Annotated in this window: 17 protein-coding genes; 10 read left to right on the top strand and 7 right to left on the bottom strand. The window is 59.0% G+C overall.

The features are described from left to right. Nucleotides 1–16 precede the first annotated feature (16 nt). Together BN2476_RS29375 and BN2476_RS29370 are read right to left on the bottom strand one after the other, a co-directional pair. A complete protein-coding gene (locus tag BN2476_RS29375) occupies nt 17–1,477 on the bottom strand; it encodes an efflux transporter outer membrane subunit (RefSeq protein ID WP_087737735.1) in 1,461 nt (486 codons plus the stop codon). 112 nt (nt 1,478–1,589) lie between these two features. Next, on the bottom strand, nt 1,590–2,270 hold the full coding sequence (locus tag BN2476_RS29370) for a response regulator transcription factor (protein ID WP_087737734.1): 681 nt from the start codon (nt 2,268–2,270) through the stop codon (nt 1,590–1,592). Nucleotides 2,271–2,417: 147 nt separating this feature from the next. Between BN2476_RS29370 and BN2476_RS29365 the strand changes: the two genes are divergently transcribed. Then, nucleotides 2,418–3,101, top strand: coding sequence for a response regulator transcription factor (locus tag BN2476_RS29365; RefSeq protein WP_087737733.1), 684 nt, complete (start codon nt 2,418–2,420; stop codon nt 3,099–3,101). A 133-nt stretch (nt 3,102–3,234) separates the two neighbouring features. Then, nucleotides 3,235–4,452 (top strand): sensor histidine kinase, encoded by a 1,218-nt coding sequence (locus tag BN2476_RS29360; protein ID WP_235851012.1) that lies wholly within the window; start codon nt 3,235–3,237, stop codon nt 4,450–4,452. 101 nt (nt 4,453–4,553) lie between these two features. On the opposite strand, the gene BN2476_RS29355 is transcribed toward BN2476_RS29360, so the two are convergent. Continuing rightward, entirely contained in the window at nt 4,554–5,717 is a 1,164-nt protein-coding gene (locus BN2476_RS29355) for a PepSY-associated TM helix domain-containing protein (RefSeq protein WP_087737731.1), read from the bottom strand. 214 nt (nt 5,718–5,931) lie between these two features. Here BN2476_RS29355 and BN2476_RS29350 point away from each other — a divergent pair, with 214 nt between their 5' ends. Both BN2476_RS29350 and BN2476_RS29345 read left to right on the top strand, forming a co-directional pair. Continuing rightward, nucleotides 5,932–6,597 carry a response regulator transcription factor gene (locus tag BN2476_RS29350; protein WP_087737730.1) on the top strand — a complete coding sequence of 222 codons (666 nt, stop codon included), beginning with the start codon at nt 5,932–5,934 and terminating at the stop codon, nt 6,595–6,597. Next, nucleotides 6,594–7,970, top strand: a complete 1,377-nt coding sequence (locus BN2476_RS29345) for an ATP-binding protein (protein ID WP_087737729.1) — start codon at nt 6,594–6,596, stop codon at nt 7,968–7,970. The genes BN2476_RS29350 and BN2476_RS29345 overlap by 4 nt, the downstream gene beginning before the upstream one ends. A 23-nt stretch (nt 7,971–7,993) precedes the next feature. Here the strand turns inward: BN2476_RS29345 and BN2476_RS29340 are convergent, their stop codons facing one another. From BN2476_RS29340 to BN2476_RS29325, 4 genes are all read right to left on the bottom strand, one after another. Further along, nucleotides 7,994–8,794: a transporter family protein gene (locus BN2476_RS29340; protein WP_143811072.1), complete on the bottom strand. Its 801-nt coding sequence runs from the start codon at nt 8,792–8,794 to the stop codon at nt 7,994–7,996. A gap of 80 nt (nt 8,795–8,874) precedes the next feature. Continuing rightward, nucleotides 8,875–9,744: an ABC transporter permease gene (locus BN2476_RS29335; RefSeq protein ID WP_087737727.1), complete on the bottom strand. Its 870-nt coding sequence runs from the start codon at nt 9,742–9,744 to the stop codon at nt 8,875–8,877. Nucleotides 9,745–9,770: 26 nt separating this feature from the next. Then, entirely contained in the window at nt 9,771–10,577 is an 807-nt protein-coding gene (locus BN2476_RS29330) for an ABC transporter ATP-binding protein (protein ID WP_087737726.1), read from the bottom strand. A gap of 49 nt (nt 10,578–10,626) precedes the next feature. After that, nucleotides 10,627–11,637 (bottom strand): ABC transporter substrate-binding protein, encoded by a 1,011-nt coding sequence (locus BN2476_RS29325; protein ID WP_087737725.1) that lies wholly within the window; start codon nt 11,635–11,637, stop codon nt 10,627–10,629. 754 nt (nt 11,638–12,391) lie between these two features. Between BN2476_RS29325 and BN2476_RS29320 the strand changes: the two genes are divergently transcribed. Genes BN2476_RS29320 through BN2476_RS29295 form a run of 6 tightly spaced genes read left to right on the top strand, consistent with a single transcriptional unit; the run spans nt 12,392 to nt 20,161 of the window. Continuing rightward, nucleotides 12,392–14,518, top strand: a complete 2,127-nt coding sequence (locus BN2476_RS29320; RefSeq protein ID WP_087737724.1) for a TonB-dependent siderophore receptor — start codon at nt 12,392–12,394, stop codon at nt 14,516–14,518. A 31-nt stretch (nt 14,519–14,549) separates the two neighbouring features. Continuing rightward, on the top strand, nt 14,550–15,716 hold the full coding sequence (locus BN2476_RS29315) for a PstS family phosphate ABC transporter substrate-binding protein (RefSeq protein WP_143811071.1): 1,167 nt from the start codon (nt 14,550–14,552) through the stop codon (nt 15,714–15,716). A 60-nt stretch (nt 15,717–15,776) separates the two neighbouring features. Further along, complete coding sequence (locus tag BN2476_RS29310; RefSeq protein WP_143811070.1) at nt 15,777–16,910, top strand: PstS family phosphate ABC transporter substrate-binding protein; 1,134 nt, start codon at nt 15,777–15,779, stop codon at nt 16,908–16,910. Nucleotides 16,911–16,920: 10 nt separating this feature from the next. After that, nucleotides 16,921–17,919, top strand: coding sequence for a PstS family phosphate ABC transporter substrate-binding protein (locus BN2476_RS29305; RefSeq protein ID WP_143811069.1), 999 nt, complete (start codon nt 16,921–16,923; stop codon nt 17,917–17,919). A gap of 3 nt (nt 17,920–17,922) precedes the next feature. Continuing rightward, on the top strand, nt 17,923–18,975 hold the full coding sequence (locus BN2476_RS29300) for a PstS family phosphate ABC transporter substrate-binding protein (protein WP_087737720.1): 1,053 nt from the start codon (nt 17,923–17,925) through the stop codon (nt 18,973–18,975). A 1-nt stretch (nt 18,976) separates the two neighbouring features. Continuing rightward, nucleotides 18,977–20,161, top strand: coding sequence for a PstS family phosphate ABC transporter substrate-binding protein (locus BN2476_RS29295; protein ID WP_143811068.1), 1,185 nt, complete (start codon nt 18,977–18,979; stop codon nt 20,159–20,161). Nucleotides 20,162–20,172: the final 11 nt, after the last annotated feature.

The following is a 20,172-nucleotide window of genomic DNA, read 5'->3' as shown; positions in this document are numbered from 1 at the left end:
GGAGGGTGGTCGATTCTCATGAGCGGGACAGGTTTGTGGAAGAGTCGGGGCTTGCGGTGGCTGCGTCAGTTACACCAAATCCGCCGCCGAAGGCTCGAAACACGCTCACCGATGCCTGCAGGCGGGCGAGGCGCGCCTGCATGAGCGTGTCCTCTGACTGAAACCGCGTGCGCTGCGCGTCGAGCACCGTCAGGAAGTCGACCGTGCCCAGCCGATATTGGGCTTCTGCGAGCGTAGCGGCCTTCGCGGCGGCGTCTGCGGCACTGCGGTCGGCCGCCTCGACAAGCTCCTGCTGATGCGCAGCGGTGAGTGAATCTTCGACCTCCTGCAAGGCGGTAATTACAGTTTGCTGATAATCGGCGATGCTTTTAGCCGCTGTGCCCCGGCTCGCATGAAGCTGACCCCGCAATGCGCCTCCGTCGAAGACTGGTGCGGCCAACGCGGCTGCGATGCTTGCGAACGGACTCGCCATCAATCGCGAAAGCGATTTGCTTGCGAGGCCTCCGTCGGCGGTCAGTACAAGGCCTGGCAAAAACGCGGCGCGCGCTGCACCGACAACATAGTTGGCCGATTGCACCTGTGCCTCCTTCGCGCGAATGTCAGGCCGCGTTTGCAGCAAGCTCGCTGGCAGGTCAGGACGCGGCTGCGGTATCGGAATGCTCGCAAGCGATACCTGTTGCACCGCGAATTGCTCTGGTGCGCGGCCGGTCAGCACGGCGAGCGCGTGCTGCGCGATCTCGAGTTGTTGTTCGAGCGCCGGCACTGCAGCCTGAAAAGTCGCAAGCGCGTTGCGCTGCTGTTGCACCTGGAGTTCCGTCGCGACGCCGGCTGCCTGCTGGGCAAGCAGCAACTGCAGGACATGGGAAGCATCGTCCGCGATCGTGTGGGCGAGCGCGAGCCTGCGGTGCAGACTCTGCACGCTGAAGTACGTATCCACGACCGATGCGGTCAGGGTCAGCGCAACTGTGTCGCGATCGAATTCGGACGCACGCGCGAGCAGCGCGGATGCATTGGCATTCGCGGCGTTCAAGCCCCAGAAGTCCACTTCATATCGTGCCTCTGCAAAAACGCTCTGGCTCTTGCTGTTGGACCCGTGATGGCCGCCCTGATGGCTACGGTCAACGGTTGCGCCTGCCGCGAGCGACGGATACTGCGACGCCCCTACTTTTTCCGCAGTGCCGCGCGCCTCTTCGACGGCAGCGACCGCCGCCGCAAGCGAATAGTTGTGCGTGAGGCTGTCGTCGACGAGCGCATCGAGCGCCGGGTCGCGGTAGGCGTGCCACCAGCCGGCGCGCACGGGTAGGGTTGCGTGGAGAGACGCGCTGGAACTCGCGCCCGAGAACGCGGCCGGCATTGGAGCGTCGGGCCGCTGATACTCGGGCACGAGCGAGCAGCCTGCGACGAATGTTGCCAGCACACACGTAATGAGGGGAAGGAGACGAATCGACGGCGGCGCCGATTCAGGCAGCCAGGACATGGAAGAAGCCTCTCGCAACACAGGTGGAGCGAGCTTATTCAACAGGTCCTGTCAGGCCTTTCGCGCGAGTATTAAATTTCGTTCACACATCCGGTGGATAGCCGAAAACTGCTCAGGGAGGGACTGCGCTTAGCATGTAGCCTCCGCCGATCACCGTGTGAATCAGCGGCACGGCGAAATCACGATCCACCTTTCTGCGCAAACGATGAATATGCATGTCGACGATATTTCCGCGCGGCTCAAAGTCGTAGTTCCAGGCCGCCTCGAGCAGCATGCTGCGCGTGACGACCTGTCCTTCATGACGCATCAGGCATTCGAGCAGCAGGAACTCCCGATGATGCAACCGCAGGTCGAGCCCTGCACGGGTGCCGGTGCGAGAGCGCCGGTCGAGCGTCAAATCCACGCAGTGCAGAAGCGCGTCCATGCGCTGCCGGTCCGCGCGGCGGCCGAGCGCCTCCACCCTGGCGAGCAGTTCCGCAAATGCGTAAGGTTTGGCAAGATAGTCATCGCAACCGGCGCGGATGCCCTCCACGCGCTCGCGCAATTCGCCCGCAGCGGAGAGCATCAGCACGGGCGTGGCGTTGCCTTCTGCACGCAGCTGGCGAACGAGCGCGAGGCCGTCGAGCGCGGGTAACCGTCGATCAGAGACGATCACGTCGTAGATGGGCTCGCGCGCGTAGGCAAGACCCGTCGCACCGTCGTCAACCCGGTCGACGACATGGCCGGCTTCGGTCAGACCACGCAACAGGAACTGGCTCGTGCGCGAGTCGTCTTCGATCAGCAGGATGCGCATGCGAGAATTGACGGAGCCTCTGGATTAAATTTTTTTCACGATCGCGCGAAACCGTTGAAGGGGGCAGGGCGGCATACTGCATTCGCGTGACGCCCAGCGTAGCGCAAAACGGCCAGGAACGACGCATTCACTTCGCGGATAAACGGCATGTCAAAGGTACTAGTGGTGGAGGACGATGCGCAAACGCTCGCTGAAATCGTCGAGGCGCTCACTGATCACGGATGCGCGGTCGAAACCGCCCGGACGGGTCGTGACGGCCTCGTTCACGCGGTGGGCAACGACTACGACGCGATTGTCCTTGACCGCATGCTGCCGGGCGGCCTGGAGGGATTGGGGATGCTCTCGGCGCTGCGTAGCGCCGGTGTGCAAACACCTGTGCTGATTCTCAGCGCATTGTCCGCAGTGGACGAGCGCGTGCGCGGACTGCGTGCCGGCGGTGACGACTACCTGACCAAGCCGTTCGACTTTATTGAGCTAACCGCAAGGCTCGACGCCCTGATGCGCCGTCGTGACAGTGCGTCGGGCGTGCAGACCTATCAGGTTGGGCCGCTTCGGCTCGATCTGCTCAAACGTGAAGTTACCTGCGCGGGACGGCCGATTGCATTGCTGCCGCGCGAGTATCGCCTGCTCGAGTATCTGATGGAACACGAGGGACAGGTTGTGAGTCGGACGATGCTTTTCGAGGCCGTGTGGGACTATCGCCTCGAAGAGCGCACCAACGTGATCGACGTGCATATCAGCCGGCTCAGAAAGAAGCTTGATGCATGCGGTCATGCACCGATGATCGAAACCGTTCGTGGATCGGGGTATTTGCTGCGTGCGCCTGACTGATCTTCACCGCACTACCGGCTTTCGTCTCGCGACGCTGTTCCTCGCGCTGTTCGGTGCCGCCGCGCTTGTGCTTTTCAGCTATCTCTATGTCGAGATTACCGGATTCGAGAAGGAGCGAATCGACGACTGGCTCGTGCGCGAGCATGCCGGAGTCGGACGAGAAGAGGCAGCTGAGCTCGTGGCGAGCTTTAATCAGCAGAGCCGGTACGATACCCGACGTCAGCGCCCATTCGGGCTTTTCGACCCGGCCGGACACCGTATCGCCGGAGGCTATCCCGGTAATTTGCCGCCCATCCCTTACTTCGATAAGCCATTCGCAATGCGGCTCGAAGTCATGCCCGGGCGCCCGCCCGCGCGATGCATTGCTGCGCGCTTGTCGGAGGCGCGCGTTGCGCTGCAGTGCCAGAACACTCGCGATCTCGATCACTTCGACGAGGAGTTGTTGCACGCGCTGTTGAGCGCCGGGGTGCTCACGCTTTCGGCAGGACTGCTTGGTGCGGTGCTGATCGGTGTCGGCGCGATGCGGCGCCTCGACGCGGTGACGGAGTCGATCAGATCGATTGTCGCGGGCGATCTCAGTCGCCGCCTGCCGGTGCACAAGAGGAACGACGATCTCGACCGGCTGGTGCGCGTGGTTAACGGCATGCTCGACGAGATCGAACGCCTGATGCACGAAGTGAAGGGCGTGTGTGATGCCATCGCGCATGATCTTCGCACGCCCCTTACGCGGCTGATTGCAAGCCTCGAACGGGCGCAGCGGCGCACCATGACCGAAGCTGAGTATCGCACGACGATCGACGACGTGATCACCGAAGCGATCGGCATCCAGCGTACGTTCAACGCGATGTTGCGTATCTCAGAGATCGAAAGCGGCGCGCGCCGGGAAAACTTCGCCGGGGTTGACCTCGCGTTCGTTGCCGCCGATGTGTTCGAGTTCTACGAGCCGGCCGCCGAAGAGCGCATGCTCTCGTTCACGCTGCATCGTGACGAAGCTGCCTCCTTCGAGATGCAAGGCGATGCGAACCTGCTATTCGAGGCAGTTGCCAATCTCACCGAGAACGCGATCAAGTTCGCGCGAGCAGGCGGGCACGTACAGCTCGAACTTTTTCGCGACATCGAAGGCATGGGGATTCGGGTCATCGATGACGGCCCGGGCATCACGCCTGAAGAACGCGAAGCGGTGCTCAGGCGCTTCTATCGAGGCGAGGCAAGTCGCCATACCCCTGGGAGTGGGCTGGGGCTGAGCCTTGTCAACGCGGTCGCGGGGATGCACGGCATGGTCGTGCGCTTTGAGGACGCGCAACGCGGCTGCAGGATAGCGCTAATAAGGTACGCCGAAGCGTCGCGTTGATCGGCGGGAACTGCACGAGACGCTTTAAGGTATCGTTTCGACGAATCACGCTAAGGCGTCGATCGCGAAAGAGCACCATCCCAGAAAGCTGAATCGGACCCTCAACGCACCTGTCTCGACCCGCTTGGACTCGCCGATTGGTGAGGCAAAGCGGCGCTCGGGCCACTCGACTGGGCTGCAGTTCGACGCAGCCTGCGGCGAAAATAAGTGCTGAAGCCGGTATAGCCCAGTACGGGGACGGCGAGTGCGCCCGAGAGCAGAAGAAGTTGGCCGATGAGACCGCCGATCTCACCTCTGTGCAGAGCGTCGGCCCACGCGAGCAGCCTGTCCGCGGGGCTGCTCGTCGCGTAGGCGCGATAGCTGAGCACGCTGCCGGTATTCGCATCGAGATACAGATAGGAAAACGCGTTGGGATGGGGCGCATGCTGGTCAAGCAGATCGACTTCGATCGAACCGCCTGGCTTATGGGCATAATGCAGCAAGGCTTCAACGGGATTCGGCGTCATTGACTGCGCGCGCTGCCACGCCGCCTCCATGGACAGGGACTGGGAACCCGCGGCGATCGCGGATTCCGGAACGGGTTGGCGCAGCGGCGAATTGGTAACCGTATAGACGCCGTTTCGATACCAGTCGAATGCCAGCGGCAAGCCGGTGAGTGCGCTCGTAAGAAGGACCAGCACGGAATAGAATCCCAGAGTTCTGTGCAGATTAACCAGGCGTGCCAGGCCGGTAAGACCCGATATAAGTCGGACGTGGCGAGACAGCCCGCGAAGGGTACGTGGCCACCAGATCACGAGGCCGCCACCGGCGAGTATGAGCACAAACAGAAGCGAACTGGTTCCTGTGACAAGACTGCCTCCCTTCATGAATTTGAAGCGATGAAGTTGCTCGAGGCGGTCAAAAACGCCCTCATAGCGGCCCCGTTGCCCGAGTATCTGTCCCGTGCAGGGATTCACATAGACGATGTCCTTGCCATTCCTGTCGCTGAAACGCAGTTGGGCCGGCGCATCGGGGCGGGCGAATAGATGAATCGAGTCGAGCTGCCCTCCGGGATGGACAAGACGAGCGCTATGTGCCAGCTCGTCGAGCGGAAGGCGCGCAGCACAGGCTGTCACGATCAGCAGGTCGCCATTGATCGCCGGATCAAGCTGCGCGCGAAATAACATTCCCGCGCCCGTTGTGGCCATGAAAATCACCACAATACCCACCGTAAAGCCTGCCCATCGATGCAAAGGCAAAAGACATCTACGGACAATGGTGGCCATGGAAAGATCCCGGAGCGTGGGGTACGTGCAAAGTCGTCGCTCTGCATACGATGAGTGCCTGATCTTAAGCGAACCTGAATGCTTTCTTAACGCGAATTCAGGTAACTAACCGACGCCGATTCGTATGCGTAAACAACCCAATTGCCATCCATATAGCTGTGTTATAGGCTCGAAAAAAATACGCTCTCGGCGTGGGTGAGACGGAATTGTCAATATGAAGATCCTGATAGTCGAAGACCAACGCAGGCTCGGGCTGTTCCTAAAGCAGGCTCTTACGGAGCGTGCTTATACCGTCACCTGGGTAGGAACCTGCGCCGAGGCGCGTGAAGCATTATGCGAGACGGGCTATGACGTGATCGTGCTCGACCTGGGGCTTCCAGACGGAGACGGTCTGGACTTGCTGCGCGAGTGGCGCAGCGGCGGGTTTAACGAGCCGGTCCTTATTCTCAGTGCGCGCGACGCAGTACAGGATCGTGTCACAGGGCTCGACGTCGGCGCGGACGATTACCTTTCCAAACCGTTTAGCGTCGAGGAACTGCTCGCGCGCATGCGCTCGCTGTTGCGACGGCAATCGTCAGTAAAGGAAACGGTGCTGCAGCATCAAGGCATCAAGCTTGATCTCCTGAGTCGCACGGTGCACCTGAACAGCAAGCCGATCGATGTGACGAGCCGCGAGTTCGCCTTGCTTGAGATATTCATGCAGAACCCTGGTCGCATCCTTACCCGCACACTTATCTCGGAGAAAATCTGGGAGTCGCACTACGATGTCGATACTAACCTGCTTGATGTCTATATGAGCCGTCTTCGAGCCAAGTTGGAAGGGCCGCTGGGCAAGCAGGTTTTCAAGACGGTGCGCGGCGTTGGATACCAGCTCTTATGAAGTCGATCGGTGTCAGGCTGGCAGTCTGGTACGTTCTGGCGTCGACGGTGACCTTCGCATCGCTGTTCCTTGTCGGACGGTATTTCACGGAGCGGCATGCGATCCGGGCGCTTGACCTGCTCAACGAATCCGAGTTTGAGCAGATCAAAAGCCGGCTTGGACCGGCGGGAGAGCCTTTGGGCCAGCCCGCAATCCAGCAGCGGATGCGCGAGACCATGGCAGACGATCTCAATCTCTTTTACATCGAGATTCATCAAGCTGACGGACAGGTGCTGTTCGCTTCGCACAATCTGCATGGACGCACAATTTTCACGAAGTCAGGCAGAAAAGCTTTCAATGCAAACGTCAGCGGACTCGGTGAACTACGCGCAGGCGCTTTTACGCTCGGACCACTTAATGTCGTGATCGCGACGTCCAAGCGTCACGTACGCGACGTCATGGTAGGTTACGAGCAGACATTCTATGGGCTGCTGGCCGTGATGATTGTGGTCAGCAGCGTAATCGGCTACGGGTTAAGCAGAATGGCATTGCGTCCCGTTCGCCTCATCGAGGAGACCGCCAACCGGATCAGCTCGGACAACCTGAGCGAGCGTATTCCCGTCTCTGCCGCACAAGACGAGATTTCGGATCTTGCACGCCTGTTGAACCAGATGTTCGATCGCCTCGAATCTTCATTCGACCAGATACGCCGGTTCTCCGCGGAGGTATCTCACGAATTGAAGACGCCACTTACGCTGATCCGGCTGCAGGCGGAGAAACTGCTTGTTGAAGGCAATCTTGCTCCCCCGCAAGAACAGGCTGTGCAGGTTCAGATTAAGGAGCTCGAGCAATTGAATCGGATCATCGAGGAACTGCTGTTTCTGTCACGAGCGGAAGCGCGCGCGATCACCCTTGACCTGAAGGTTCAGAGTACCGAGGGCTTCCTCCATAGCTTCGTTCAGGACGCACGCGTTTTGGCGGAGTTCCAGGGGCGCCGGTTTTTCCACACACATCACGGCGAGGGTTGCGTTGCATTCGAGCAGAAATGGCTTCGCCAGGTGCTGCTCAACCTGTTGACGAATGCGCTTGCCGCCTCGCCCCCTGATGGCCGGATCACGCTGCGTTCAGTATTGGTCGACGGGCTCTGGCAAGTGAGTGTCGAAGATGAAGGGCCAGGCGTCCCCGCCGAGCAGCGGGAACATATATTCGAGCGTTTCGTGCGGCTCAAGCGCTCGGGAGCCGAGGACAAAGGCAGTGGACTAGGCCTTGCGATTTGCCGCAGCATTGTCGAACTGCACGGCGGACGGATCAGTGCGGAAGCTGGCGCGGGAGGCTGTGGGCTGCGTGTGGTCGTCGAATTGCCGACCGCGGATAGCGTTGCGATCGCGCAGTGACTTGCGCCTCGCCGCGCCTGAGGTCAAAAGTCGACCTGATAGCCCGCGTAGTACGAAAACTGGTTGGTGCGGTTGACGTTGGTCAATCCACGGCCGGCTGAGAACAGGATCCGGTCGCTTTTTCCGAGGCCGTAGCTCCCGCCAATGTTGAACCCGAGCGAAGAGGGCTCGTCGGCGCTGGCTGAACCGGTATAGAAAAACTCCCCACCAAGCTGCAGTTTCTCGGTGATCTGGCGCGTCACCGCCCATCCCGCCAACCAGTAGTTTTTGCCGCCGCTGTCGCGATTCAGAACGTAGCCGCCGCCGCCAAATGTAGTCCATGGGCCGAAGGACTTTTGCGCCCATAACGGAAGCAGGATACGTGTGTGCCCGTCGCCGAGTCCACGTATTTCGTTACCCGTCGGGAACACGACGGAGGGAGCAAACGCTATCTGCGGGCGGATGCCCTCCTCCGCTTCCGTAATGAACCGGTATTTCAGTCCGATCTCTGTGTCGCCTATGCCGTAGTGATGGGCCTCGCCTGCTTTGTGCGAAAACGCGAGGGCCGACTTGACGCTGATCTGCAGGTCGTTAGCCAAACCATAGTTGATTTCGACGGCGGGCAAGGCGCCGTCGGCTCGATCACGCCGAACCGTGCCTTCTGCATCGACATTGATTTCAAAATGATGATATTCGACAGGCTCCGGATCATCGGTGACGAATGGCGGGCCAGCGAATGCATCGCCACATGCGAGCAAAGTCGAACACAACAGGGCGGCACTGATCAGAAGTTGTGCCCGTCCGTTTTTTTCGCAATTCTTCGATCCAGTTGAAGTCATATTCATGGTGGAACGGAATGGAGGAATGATTCATGGCACCGGGAAGCGCCATGAATTTGCACGGGTGAACAGCCAGGGAGTTAAGGTCAGTGACCGATCTCGGTGAACTGCGGCGGGCGCCACTTCAACAGAAGGTTTTCGATACGGGTAATCAGATATTCGGCGGCCAGTGCAACTGCGGCGAGAACGATCATGGCGGCAAACACGCCCGCCGCGTTGAACGCGCCCTGCGCAGTGGATATCAAGAGTCCGATGCCCTGCTTGGAACCGAGAAACTCGCCCACCACAGCGCCCACCAGCGCAAACCCGAAGCTCACATGCAGGCTGGCGAGGATCCAGCTCAATGCAGAAGGCAGCACCACGGTAAACGTTACCTGACGCCTCGATGCGCCGAGAATATGGGCATTGGCGATAAGATTCCGGTCGGCCTCGCGCACGCCCTGAAATGCGTTGGCAAAAACCACGAAGAACACCATCACCACGGCAAGTGCCACTTTCGAAGCCATACCCAGGCCGAGCGCGATAATGAAGACCGAGCCGAGAACAACACGCGGCACGGAATTCGCGATCTTGATGTAGATGCTGAAAACGTCCGCCAGCAACTTGTTGCGGCCCAACGCGATGCCGGCAATGACGCCGCCTACGGCGCCGATCAGAAAACCGAGAGCAGTTTCCTCGAGCGTAATCAGAACCTGTATCCAGAGCGGCCCTTGTGAGGTACCGTCGGTCACCCACACCCAGATCTGATCGACGATCAGCGATGGCATTGAGAAGAAGAACGGATCGATCCAGTGCATCCGTCCCGCAAGCTCCCATCCTCCCAGGGTGACGACGAGAACGAGCAGACGCAAGGTATGAACGAGGGTGTTGCGCATGCGCATTTTTGCCTGTGCGCCAAGTTCCAGCCGACGCAGTTCGGTTTCCTGCGCGAAAGAGTCAGTCGTTGATGTGTTCATGTCAGGCCTCTGTCTTTGGCGAGCATTCAAATGTGCACTTCATCTTTCAGGTCGCTCCAGATCTGTCGTGAGAGCTCAATGAATCGGGGCGAATAGCGGGCCTCGGCGACGACGCGTGGGCGTGGCAGATCGATCTCGTAGGAGGTCTTGATGGTGGCAGGGGAGGCGCTAAGCACAAAGACCCTATCGGCGAGAGTGATCGCTTCTTCGATATCATGAGTCACGAAGACCACCGATGCGCTGTTGGTGCTCCACAGATGTAGCAGCTCGTCCTGCATAAGTGCACGGGTCTGTACGTCAAGCGCGGAGAACGGCTCGTCCATCAACAGAATTTCTGGCTCGTTGATAAAGGTTTGCGCTAACGCGACGCGCTTTCTCATACCGCCCGACAGCTGATGGGGGTAGTGATGTTCAAACCGCGAAAGACCAACGCGCCGGATCCAGTCCATGGCCTTGTCCTTCGCCTGATCCTTGGACATTCCCCTGTAAAGTGGGCCGGCGCATACGTTGTCCAGCACGCTCTTCCAGGGGAAGACAGCGTCCGCCTGGAAGACGAAGCCAATGCGCGGGTCAATGCCCTCTACCGGACGCCCCAGAACCTTCACCGTACCTGCGCTCGGGCGCGCCAGTCCGGTAATGAGACTGAGCGTCGTCGACTTGCCGCAGCCGGTCGGGCCGACCACGGCGCAAAATTCTCCCTTGCTGACGCTCATCGTGAAGTCGCGCAACGCCATGATTGCCTTGCCTGCGGGACTGACAAACTGGCGGCAAACCCGATGGAGTTCGATGGCGGGAGGAGTCGTGACGACGGTAGGAGGAATAGTAGTGACCATTGAAAGACCTGATGTGCCGATTGCGTGTCGGGCGTTCATAAGAGGTTCCTTATTGCGTCTTTGCCGCCGAGACAAATTCGGTGGTGTAGGTCTTCGACAAGTCGATGGAATGTCCCTTGACTGTCTGGTCGAATGCCGACAGAACCTTAAGCACCGTGGCCGGACCCGATTCCGGCATGCGACCATCAGGGATGAACGATTTCTTGCCCTCGGCCAACGCCTTGACATATGCGGCGCGGTCGCCTGCGTAGTAATCTGCCGGCATCTTCTGCGTGATTTCTTCGGCGCTATGCGTGTGAATGTATTGAAGCGTCTTGACGAAGGCGTTCGCGAGTTTCTGTGTCAGGTCTTTATGTTCCTGGACCCATTGCGTCTGCATATAGAGGCTTGCGGCTGGGTACAGGCCGCCAAGCACTTTTTGAGTGTTTTCCGGCGAGCGGAGATCGATCAACACCTTGGCCTGGCCCGTATCGACGAGCCGCGAGATCGTGGGCTCCGTGGTCATTCCGGCGTCGATCTTGCCCTGCTGCATGGCGGCAATGAATGTGTTGCCAGCGCCAACCGGAAGGGAGGTCATCTCGCTCAGCTTGACGCCGTGTGACACCCCGAGGTATTGCGTCAGGAAATTGGTCGACGAGCCCAATCCTGTGACACCGAGCGTCTTGCCCTTGAAATCGGCGGGCGACTTGATCTTATCGGCCATCTTGGTCGCAACCAGTTCGACCTCACCCGGCGTGTGGCTGAACTGCACGACGCTTTCGAGATATTTCCCTTTTGCCTGAATGTCGATCGTGTGGTCGTAGAAACCCACCACACCCTGCACTGACCCGGCGATCAGCTCATTTTCAGCGTCGACCCCGGCGGGCTCATTCAGCAACTCGACGTCGAGGCCCTGTTCCTTGAAGTAGCCGAGCCGCTGGGCCAGCATGGCGGGCAGATAGATCTGCTTTTCCATGCCGCCGACCATCAGTGTAATTTTGTCGTTGGCTGCAAAGGCTGAATGACTCACGGTGCTCAGCGCGAGAGCGCCCATCATCAAGCGCAAAACCGAGTGCTTCATTGATCCGACTCCTTTTTGATCGAGTGAACAGGGCGAATAATCGCGGCGCAGTCCACATGCCGCGCGTCGCCAGCTGCGGCCATCCTGCCGCGAGCATGGTTCATTTATATCGATCGACCATAAAATGAGGCTGAATCGAATGTGAATGTCTGTTCAGGCAGGAGGCCGGCGTGGTGCGGAGACAATGTTTTCTCGATGATGCGTGCCGTGCGGTATCGATGCGCAGTTGTCGAGTGAGGGTTTTCACCCACGATGACGCCATCTCTAACGTGGTTATGGCGGCACTACTATTGGCGCCTCTTACTTCTTCGGATCGTCGGCGCGATTGCCTCTCTTAAACTAAATGGCATTTCAGAAATCGTTCACGCTGACTTCAGGTTGGGTACGTAACGTGTCATCCATAGTCACTCCCCACATGCAGCCGTCTGTTCCGCTGTCAACGCGCCACCTGTTGATCTCCTGGCGGCGTGATGCGGGCGGGCAAAGGTAAGCGATCTGGCCCGTGGCTACGACATCCGCCCGAGAGCGGTGTAACCCAACAAACGGAGGCAGCATGAAAAGCGCACAACAGCAGCAAGGTTCGACGCAAAGCGTTGAACGACCGTTTGCATATCCGCCGGACGACACTACGAACAACAAGCCGTAGTCGCGCGCAAGCTTTAGCTGCGCGGCTTGAACGGATGCCTGTTTCGCGGCACGCAAGAGAGCTGTTGAAAAAGGCCCAGGTAAGAGAATAAAAAGTGTTGGGGACTTGATGAAACTTAAGCAACATCGTTTGGCCATCGCCGTACAAGCAACGATCGGGATACTTGCGCTGTCGGCAGGATCTTTGAACGCGTGCGCGGCTGACCAGGGCAACGTGCCAGTAAGCGTCGCTTCGGGCGACACATCGACACCTGGGCAGGAGCAGGTCAATCCGGACTCGGTGGATGGAAACGCCACCACCACGGTCAACGAAAAGGGTTCGGTGACGAGCAAAAGCGTGATCTCACGCGACGCGTTGGATTCGGTCGGCGCACAAAATGCCTATGACGCGGTCAAGAACGTACCCGGAGTGGTAGACGCCGATACAAAAAACGGCGCCACAGATGACCTCCAGATTCGCGGTATCCATTTGAGTTCGTCGAGCAGCTACCGGGTTAACGGCGGCTGGGCACCGTATAGCAACATCCCATTGCTCGAAGACAAGGAACGCATCGAGGCACTCAAAGGCGTCGGCGCGCTCGTCTACGGGATGGCGCCGCCGGCAGGCATCATCGAGAGCGTCACGAAGCGCGCCATGGAAAAGCCGATCGCCTCGCTCGGGGTTTCCTTTAATCAGTTTGGCCAGGTTATCGCAGCTGCTGATCTGGGCCGTAAATTTGGCGACCGGCAGCAGTATGGCATTCGCGCCAACCTCGCCGGTGGTGTTTTGCAAAAGGGGATCGAGGGCGCGCACGGTACCCGGGAGTTCGGCTCTCTGGCGCTAGATTGGGCGGCCACCGACCGGCTGAAATTCAAGTTCGACGTTGAGACATACGATCAGTACGTCATCGAGCAGACTGTTATCAGCCAGTTGAAACCCGTCAACGGAATCGTACCGCTGCCGCGTTTGCCGGATCCAACCAAGTTGCTGTCGGGTCCCTGGGCAGGTTATCGGACGCGAGGTGTGAACGTTCTGGGAGGCGTGCACTATCAGATCTCCGACGACTGGAAGGTACTCGCCGAGGCCGGATACTCGCAAGCGGATCGCGTTTATCGGCATCTGTCGCGGTTCACGAACTACAACCTCGTGACTGGACAGGGTACGGAAAAGATCACACTGGTGAACGACCAGGTATACACGAACAAGTATGCGAAGGTCGAAGCTCAGAACCACAAGACATTCGGGCCTTTCACCAGCACGCTGAATTTCGGGATCGACCGTTACGAGCGGGACTTCAACAACCCGAGCACGACGGTTGTCAACATGTCGCAAAACCTTTATAACCCTGTGGCGCTGCCCGCGCCGGGGCCTGCAGCGCCGGTGACGTACGCCCCGCAGCAGAGCAGCGACGTCGGCATATACGCCTACGACAAGCTCGACATGTTCGAGCGCTTCCATCTGCTGGGTGGGATCCGACATACGACGTATCATGCGGAAAACTCGCAAGGGCATGGCGAGACAGGCAACACAACCGACGTATGGTCGCCAGCAGTGGGTGCGGTGTTCGACATCACACCCAATACTTCGGTGTACGCCAGTTACATGAAGGCGCTCGAGGAGACCGCACAGGCACCGTTGGGTACTGTGAATCAGTTCCAGATCTTGCCGCCCGCGAAGTCCACGCAAGCGGAAGCGGGTGTGCGAGCAACGAATATCTACGGTCTGTCCGCAACGCTCGCGTATTTCCGGATTGATCGTGCGAACGCGATCGTCGATCCCGTCACCAACGTCTTCGGGATCGATGGCACTGTCCGTTTCGAAGGTCTGGAGTCGACCGCGACTTACGACTTCTATCCGGACTGGACGTTCAACGCGGGATGGACAATCATGCACGCGGTGCAGTACTCGCCCGATGATAAGGCCATCAATGGTCTGTCGCCGGAGAATACGCCGAAGTTTGCCGGTAACCTGTCCGTGACCTGGCACCCCCATATGATCTACGGTCTTTTGGTGACCGCGGGGATGATGTACACGGGAGTTCGCCCGGTCAATCCCCAGGGGCAGGGCACGATTCCTTCCGTCACACTGTTTTCGCTTGCAGCCGGTTACCGGACCATCATCGCGAACCATCACGTCGCCTTCAATCTGAGTGCTACCAACCTGTTCAACAGGCGCTATTGGAGCTCCGCGGTCAACGGCGACCTTGGCGTCGGCCTCGAGCGAACGATCAAAGGTAGTGTGAGAATCTTTTTCTAACGGACTCGTGTATCCGGAGGAGCTTTATTCCATGATGCGACGTCTTCTGCCCATGTCTGCCGCTATCGTGCTGGCCATGACCTGCGTGAGTTCCAGAAGCGCACCGCTAGGCACTGAGCCAGGCGGCAGGGCGAGCTCACCACAAGCGGTGGACAAGGCGTCCGGCTCGCCGGCGTTCGATCTGTCTCGCCTACCTGCTTATCAGCCACAACAACAGGTATCTGGCTCTATCAGGAACTTCGGATTTGGTCTCGGAGGTCTGCTGAAAGACTGGGAGGAGGGCTTCCGGAAATTTCATCCCGATATCCACTTCGAGGACAAGCTACCGACGAGCGACGCCGCGATCCCTGCACTGGTGACGGGCGTCACTGACCTTGCGCCGGATGGCGGCGAAGCAACCCTGACCGAAACGCTGTCATTCTTCGAAACCTACGGCTACTACCCAACGGACATCACCGTGGCGAGCGGCGCGTATGACGTGGAAGGCCGTTCCAACGGCCTGGTAGTCTATGTCAGTAAAGACAATCCGATCAGCAAGCTGACAATCGAGCAACTCGACGGCATCTTCGGCGCCCAGCGCACTGGCGGTCTCCGGGGTTTCAAATGGACGCTGGCCGACGGCCGTGACGCGCACACGGATATTCGCACCTGGGGGCAGCTGGGCTTGAAGGGAGCGTGGGCCAACAAGCCGATTCACACCTATGGCCATGCGCCGTCCGGTACGTCGCGATTCTTCCAGTGGAAGGTGCTCAAAAATGGCGACAAGTGGAATCCGAACTATCAGGAGTTCGTCGAGACCGGCAGCAAGATGATCGGGGACAATGATCGCGTGAAACAGCATGGCGGATTGCAATACATGCTGGCCGACCGGCTCGCGAACGATCCCTACGGGATTGCATGGACCGTCGTACCGCAGGCGAGCAAGGTCACCGGGATCAAGCCGGTCGCATTGGCGCCGCGCGGCGGCGGAGAATTCGTGGTTCCCAGCAGGGCCAGCTTCCAAAGCCGCACTTATCCGCTTGTGCGCAGCATTTATATCTATCTGAATCGCGCGCCGGGCCAGGCGGTCGATCCGAAACTGAAAGAGTTTTTGCGTTATGTGCTGAGTCGCGAAGGCCAGGCCGCCGTCATGAACAATGGCAACTATCTGCCGCTCACTGCGGCCGTGGTCAGCGAGCAGCTCAAGAAGCTCGAATAGCGTCTTCCAGGTGCCGTGCATACAGGCGATGTCCCAAACAGCCGAAACTGAGAGGAGTTCATGAAGCTAACGTCATCATCGAAATTGCAGGGAACAGCATCCGTACTGCTTGCGCTCGCGGGGCTTGCACTGGGCGCTGCGCATGCCGCTGCGCAAACACCGGATCTGAATCAGCTTGCCCCCTATAAGCCTGAGTACAACGTGACCGGCGGTCTGCGAATTGCGGGCAGCGAACTGAAGGGCAATGTCGACTTGCTCGTGGAAGGGTTCAAGAAATTCCACCCGGATGCGATGGTCTCGACCAACTTCATGACCAGTAGCGAGGGCGCGCTCGGCATGATGTACGCAGGCGTATCGGACATCGCGCCAATGGGAGACGATGCAAAGGTCACCGATCAGATGCCGTTCTATAACACGTATCGGCATGTGCCGACCGAGATCTCCATTGCGACCGGCGGATATGACAAGCGTGGAACGCTGTTCGCATGGGCTATCGTGGTCAACAAAGACAATCCGCTTGCAAAGCTGTCGATGGGGCAACTAGACCGGATTTTCGGCTCAGAGCGCACTGGTGGCTGGGAAATCGGCGCTGACGCGAATAACAATCTTCTATACACGTCCAGATATGCGAGAGGCCCTGAAACCAATATCCGAACGTGGGGTCAGCTTGGCCTGAACGGCGACTGGGCGAACAAGGAGATCCAGACCTACGGATACATCGCGCCGGGTTTTGCGGTCAATTTCGAGCGAAAAGTCATGCACTGGTCGGATAAGTGGAATCCGAATTTCAAGGAGTACGTTGAAGAGAAGGAAGCGACCACCGATGCGGCCGGCAAGGCGGTGGCAAGCGAACGGATGCTCGAAGACATCAGCAATAACAAATACGGGATCGGCTGGGCAGCACTGATGCACGCTAAAGACTACCCGAACGTCAAGGTGCTGGCCATTTCGCAGACGGACAACAGTCCGGCGATCGCGCTGACGCCAGACAACGTCAAGAACCGGAGCTACCCGCTCACGCGCGACGCGTATATCTATGTGAACCGCACACCAGGGCAGCCACTCGACCCGAGGGTACGCGAGTTCATGCGCTTCGTGCTTAGCCGCGATGGCCAGCAGATCATCCAGAACGCCGGTGTCTATACGCCGCTGCCGGCCAAATATGTCGCCGAGCAATTGAAGAAGCTCAACTGAGAAACCTCCCATGAAAGTCGGTCTTCACGTTCTCGGACTGGCCGTTGTAATCACCACGGCGTCCTGCGCGGGTCCAGCTAGGATAGCTGCGCCCGACCACTACAAACCGCGCGAGCAGGTGAGCGGTGAAATCAGGATCTGGGGCAGCCCGGCCGATGGCCCGTTGCTCAAAGACTGGGAGGCGGGGTTCATGAAGACCCAGGCAGGCGTGACGTTCAGCGAACAGTTGCACGGGCCGGAGTCAACCATGGCAGGTGTCTATAACGGCGTTGCGGATCTGGCTTTCATGGGACGGGAGATGCGTGTGCCGGTAGAAAACATGGCGTTTGAGTGGGTATATCTGCGAAAGCCAGTCAGTATTCAGGTCGCAAACGCAGGCCTGCGCGCCGAACGGCCCAGCACGAACCTGGCGATCTTCGTGAACAGGCGCAATCCCATCGGGCAACTCACTCTCGCGCAGCTCGATGCGATTCTTGGGGCTGAACACAAGCGCGGCGACGCGAACTTCCGCCACTGGGGCGATATTGGCGTCGAGGGCCCGTTGCACGATAAGCCGATCAATGTCTATGGGCCGCCGGTGGATAGCATTCCTGCGCTTTTCATCCGCCATGCTGTGCTGAAGGATAGCCAGAAATGGAATCCGGACTATCGGGAATTCCCGACAGACGGATCGGACCTGCTCGATGCGATCGCGCAAGATCCTTCGGGCATCGCATTCGCGCCGCTGAGTGCAGGAAATCAGGCGGTCAAGCCGGTGGCGCTGGCCAACGACGCTTCGGGTCCCTTTTATCCCTTGACCGAACGCAGCGTCAGTGCGCGCACGTATCCGATCGGGCGCGTCATCACGATGGTGCTGGACAGAGCGCCGGGCAAGCCGATCGATCCGAAGGTAAGAGAGTTTCTCCGCTATATCCTGAGTCCGGACGGGCAGGCGGCAGTTGCGCGCGATGGCGCATACATACCCCTGAGCACCGAAAGCGCACAGCAGCAGCTCAAGCGACTCGACTAGTCAGTGAAGGTCATCATGCGCGCCCTCTCGTTACTGCTCTGTCTATGTATTGTTGCCGGCAATGCCTTCGCGGACAGCTTGGATCTTCCGCCCGTCTACCAGCCTCGACAACATGTCTCCGGTCTGATTCGCATCTGGGGGCATGGAGCCTATGGTGATGCGACCGACTTCATTGAGTCGCTGGTTCGAGAATGGGAATCCGGCTTCCGCAAATATCAACCAGATGTGCAGTTCGACAACGAGTTGCACGGAACTGCATCTGCGATCGGCGCCCTTTACACAGGCGCGGGCGACCTTGCTCTTATGGGGCGGGAGATCTGGCCCAATGAGATCTCGGCCTTCAAGGAGGTGTATCAATACCCGCCGACAGGTGTGGACGTACTGACGGGCAGCTTCGACGTTCGCAACCGTGGTTATGCGATCGTGGCATTCGTGAACAAGGCCAATCCGCTGACCCATCTGACGCTCGCCCAGCTAGACGGGATTTATAGCGTCGATCGTCGACGCGGGTCGGCGCCCGTGCGAACCTGGGGTGATCTCGGCTTGACGGGCGAATGGCGCGACAAGCCCGTTCACGTCTATGGATTGCCAATTGCACGAGGTTTTGCCGAGTACTTTGAAGACACGGTTTTTCTCGAGTCGCGGAAGTGGAACCCCGCATTGCGCGAGTTCGCCGATGCGCCGGGTTCGAACGGCGCGACAGATGGTGGGCAAATGATGCTCGACGCACTGGCGAAGGACCCTCTCGGAGTCGGCTATGCAGGTCTCGTTTATCACAACCCGGATGTCAAGCCGCTCGCGCTCGGTGTCAACAACAATGGCCCGTTCGTCAAGCCGACGAAGGAGAACGTGATTGACCACACGTATCCGCTCAAACGGATGATCACGATGTTCCTTAACCGGCCACCTGGACAGGCGGTCGATCCCAAGCTTGAGGAGTTTCTTCGCTACGTGTTGAGTCGTGAAGGGCAAGAAGCGGTGGTACGCGACGGACAGGGCTATCTGCCGATGCTGGCGCCATTCGCCCGTAAAGAACTGAGCAAACTGGAGAACTGAAGTGGCTAGAAGATCATATGCGGCGCTCGTGCTTTCGCTGATGTCCGTCGCGGCGTTAGCACAGAATACCTGGCAATCTCAACCGACCGAAGCGTCGAAGAAACTTCCTGTCGGCTCTGCTGCCGAGCGCAAAGCCCGCATGTCGGCGAGAGCCAATCGGCCCGCGTACACGAAGCAGTTCGATCTCTCAGGTTTACCGCATTATGTGCCGGAGCAGAAACTGAAGGGGAAGTTGCGCATTTGCGGCAACAACTACGTCGGCGACGCCCCGCTTGGCGGCTATTGGAAGCAGGCGTTTGAGAAGTTTCAGCCGGGTATCAAGATCGAGTACTTCCTGCCCACGGCTGCGATCGCAGTGCCATGCCTTTACTTCGATCGTGCCGACATCGGAGTCAATCACGCACCGAGCTTCTACGATGGCCTCGCACACCTGCGTCTGAAAGGGTATGAGCCCACCGGTATCTCCGTAGTCACCGGCTCTTTTGACTACGTGGGCTGGCAGAACAACATGGTCATCGTCGTAAACAAAGACAACCCGATCACCGGGGTCACAATGAAGCAACTTGACGGGATCTTCGGTTCTGCGCGCGACGGCGGCTGGGTCGGGACGACCTGGCATCCGGAGTTCGCCCGCGGGCCCGAACAAGACATCCGCACCTGGGGCCAGATGGGTCTCCAGGGATCGTTGGCAGACGAAAAAATCCACCCGTACGGCTACAGCCTCCGCTACGCGACTGCGATCGAGTTCTCCAACAAGGTTCTCCGGGCTAGCGATAAATGGAACGGAGATTTGCATGCCTATGCCAACTACCGCCGCCCCGACGGCACCACCTACCTCGAGGCCGACCAGATTACAGATCAGGTGAGCAAGGACCCGGCGGGTATCGGCTACGTCCGGTATCACGACGGTTTCCCCAAAGACGTTAAGGTGTTGGCCGTTGCCAGGGACGAAAACAGTCCTTTCGTTGACTACAACATCGACACGCTCCAGAACCGCACCTATCCGCTGTGGGGCGACCAGTCTTTCTGGGTAAGCCTCAAACCCGGCGCAAAGATGGATCCGAAGGTGCGCGAGTTTATCCGCTTCGTGCTGAGCCGCGAAGGACAGGAAGCGGTAGAGAAGGACGGCAAGTACCTGCCGCTATCGGCCGAGGCAGCGCAGGCGGAATTGAAGAAACTTAATTGAGGAGATCGGAT

The sequence above is a fragment of the Paraburkholderia piptadeniae genome (assembly GCF_900007165.1).
In the GTDB taxonomy this organism is placed as follows: domain Bacteria; phylum Pseudomonadota; class Gammaproteobacteria; order Burkholderiales; family Burkholderiaceae; genus Paraburkholderia; species Paraburkholderia piptadeniae.
This window is presented reverse-complemented; position numbering and strand designations above follow the sequence as displayed.

Excerpts from the sequence above, each read along its gene's own strand:
- BN2476_RS29375 (WP_087737735.1), bottom strand. The coding sequence starts at position 1,477 with ATGTCCTGGCTGCCTGAATCGGCGCCGCCGTCGATTCGTCTCCTTCCC.
- BN2476_RS29370 (WP_087737734.1), bottom strand. The coding sequence starts at position 2,270 with ATGCGCATCCTGCTGATCGAAGACGACTCGCGCACGAGCCAGTTCCTG.
- BN2476_RS29365 (WP_087737733.1), top strand. The coding sequence starts at position 2,418 with ATGTCAAAGGTACTAGTGGTGGAGGACGATGCGCAAACGCTCGCTGAA.
- BN2476_RS29355 (WP_087737731.1), bottom strand. The coding sequence starts at position 5,717 with ATGGCCACCATTGTCCGTAGATGTCTTTTGCCTTTGCATCGATGGGCA.
- BN2476_RS29350 (WP_087737730.1), top strand. The coding sequence starts at position 5,932 with ATGAAGATCCTGATAGTCGAAGACCAACGCAGGCTCGGGCTGTTCCTA.
- BN2476_RS29345 (WP_087737729.1), top strand. The coding sequence starts at position 6,594 with ATGAAGTCGATCGGTGTCAGGCTGGCAGTCTGGTACGTTCTGGCGTCG.
- BN2476_RS29340 (WP_143811072.1), bottom strand. The coding sequence starts at position 8,794 with ATGAATATGACTTCAACTGGATCGAAGAATTGCGAAAAAAACGGACGG.
- BN2476_RS29335 (WP_087737727.1), bottom strand. The coding sequence starts at position 9,744 with ATGAACACATCAACGACTGACTCTTTCGCGCAGGAAACCGAACTGCGT.
- BN2476_RS29330 (WP_087737726.1), bottom strand. The coding sequence starts at position 10,577 with ATGGTCACTACTATTCCTCCTACCGTCGTCACGACTCCTCCCGCCATC.
- BN2476_RS29325 (WP_087737725.1), bottom strand. The coding sequence starts at position 11,637 with ATGAAGCACTCGGTTTTGCGCTTGATGATGGGCGCTCTCGCGCTGAGC.
- BN2476_RS29320 (WP_087737724.1), top strand. The coding sequence starts at position 12,392 with ATGAAACTTAAGCAACATCGTTTGGCCATCGCCGTACAAGCAACGATC.
- BN2476_RS29315 (WP_143811071.1), top strand. The coding sequence starts at position 14,550 with ATGATGCGACGTCTTCTGCCCATGTCTGCCGCTATCGTGCTGGCCATG.
- BN2476_RS29310 (WP_143811070.1), top strand. The coding sequence starts at position 15,777 with ATGAAGCTAACGTCATCATCGAAATTGCAGGGAACAGCATCCGTACTG.
- BN2476_RS29305 (WP_143811069.1), top strand. The coding sequence starts at position 16,921 with ATGAAAGTCGGTCTTCACGTTCTCGGACTGGCCGTTGTAATCACCACG.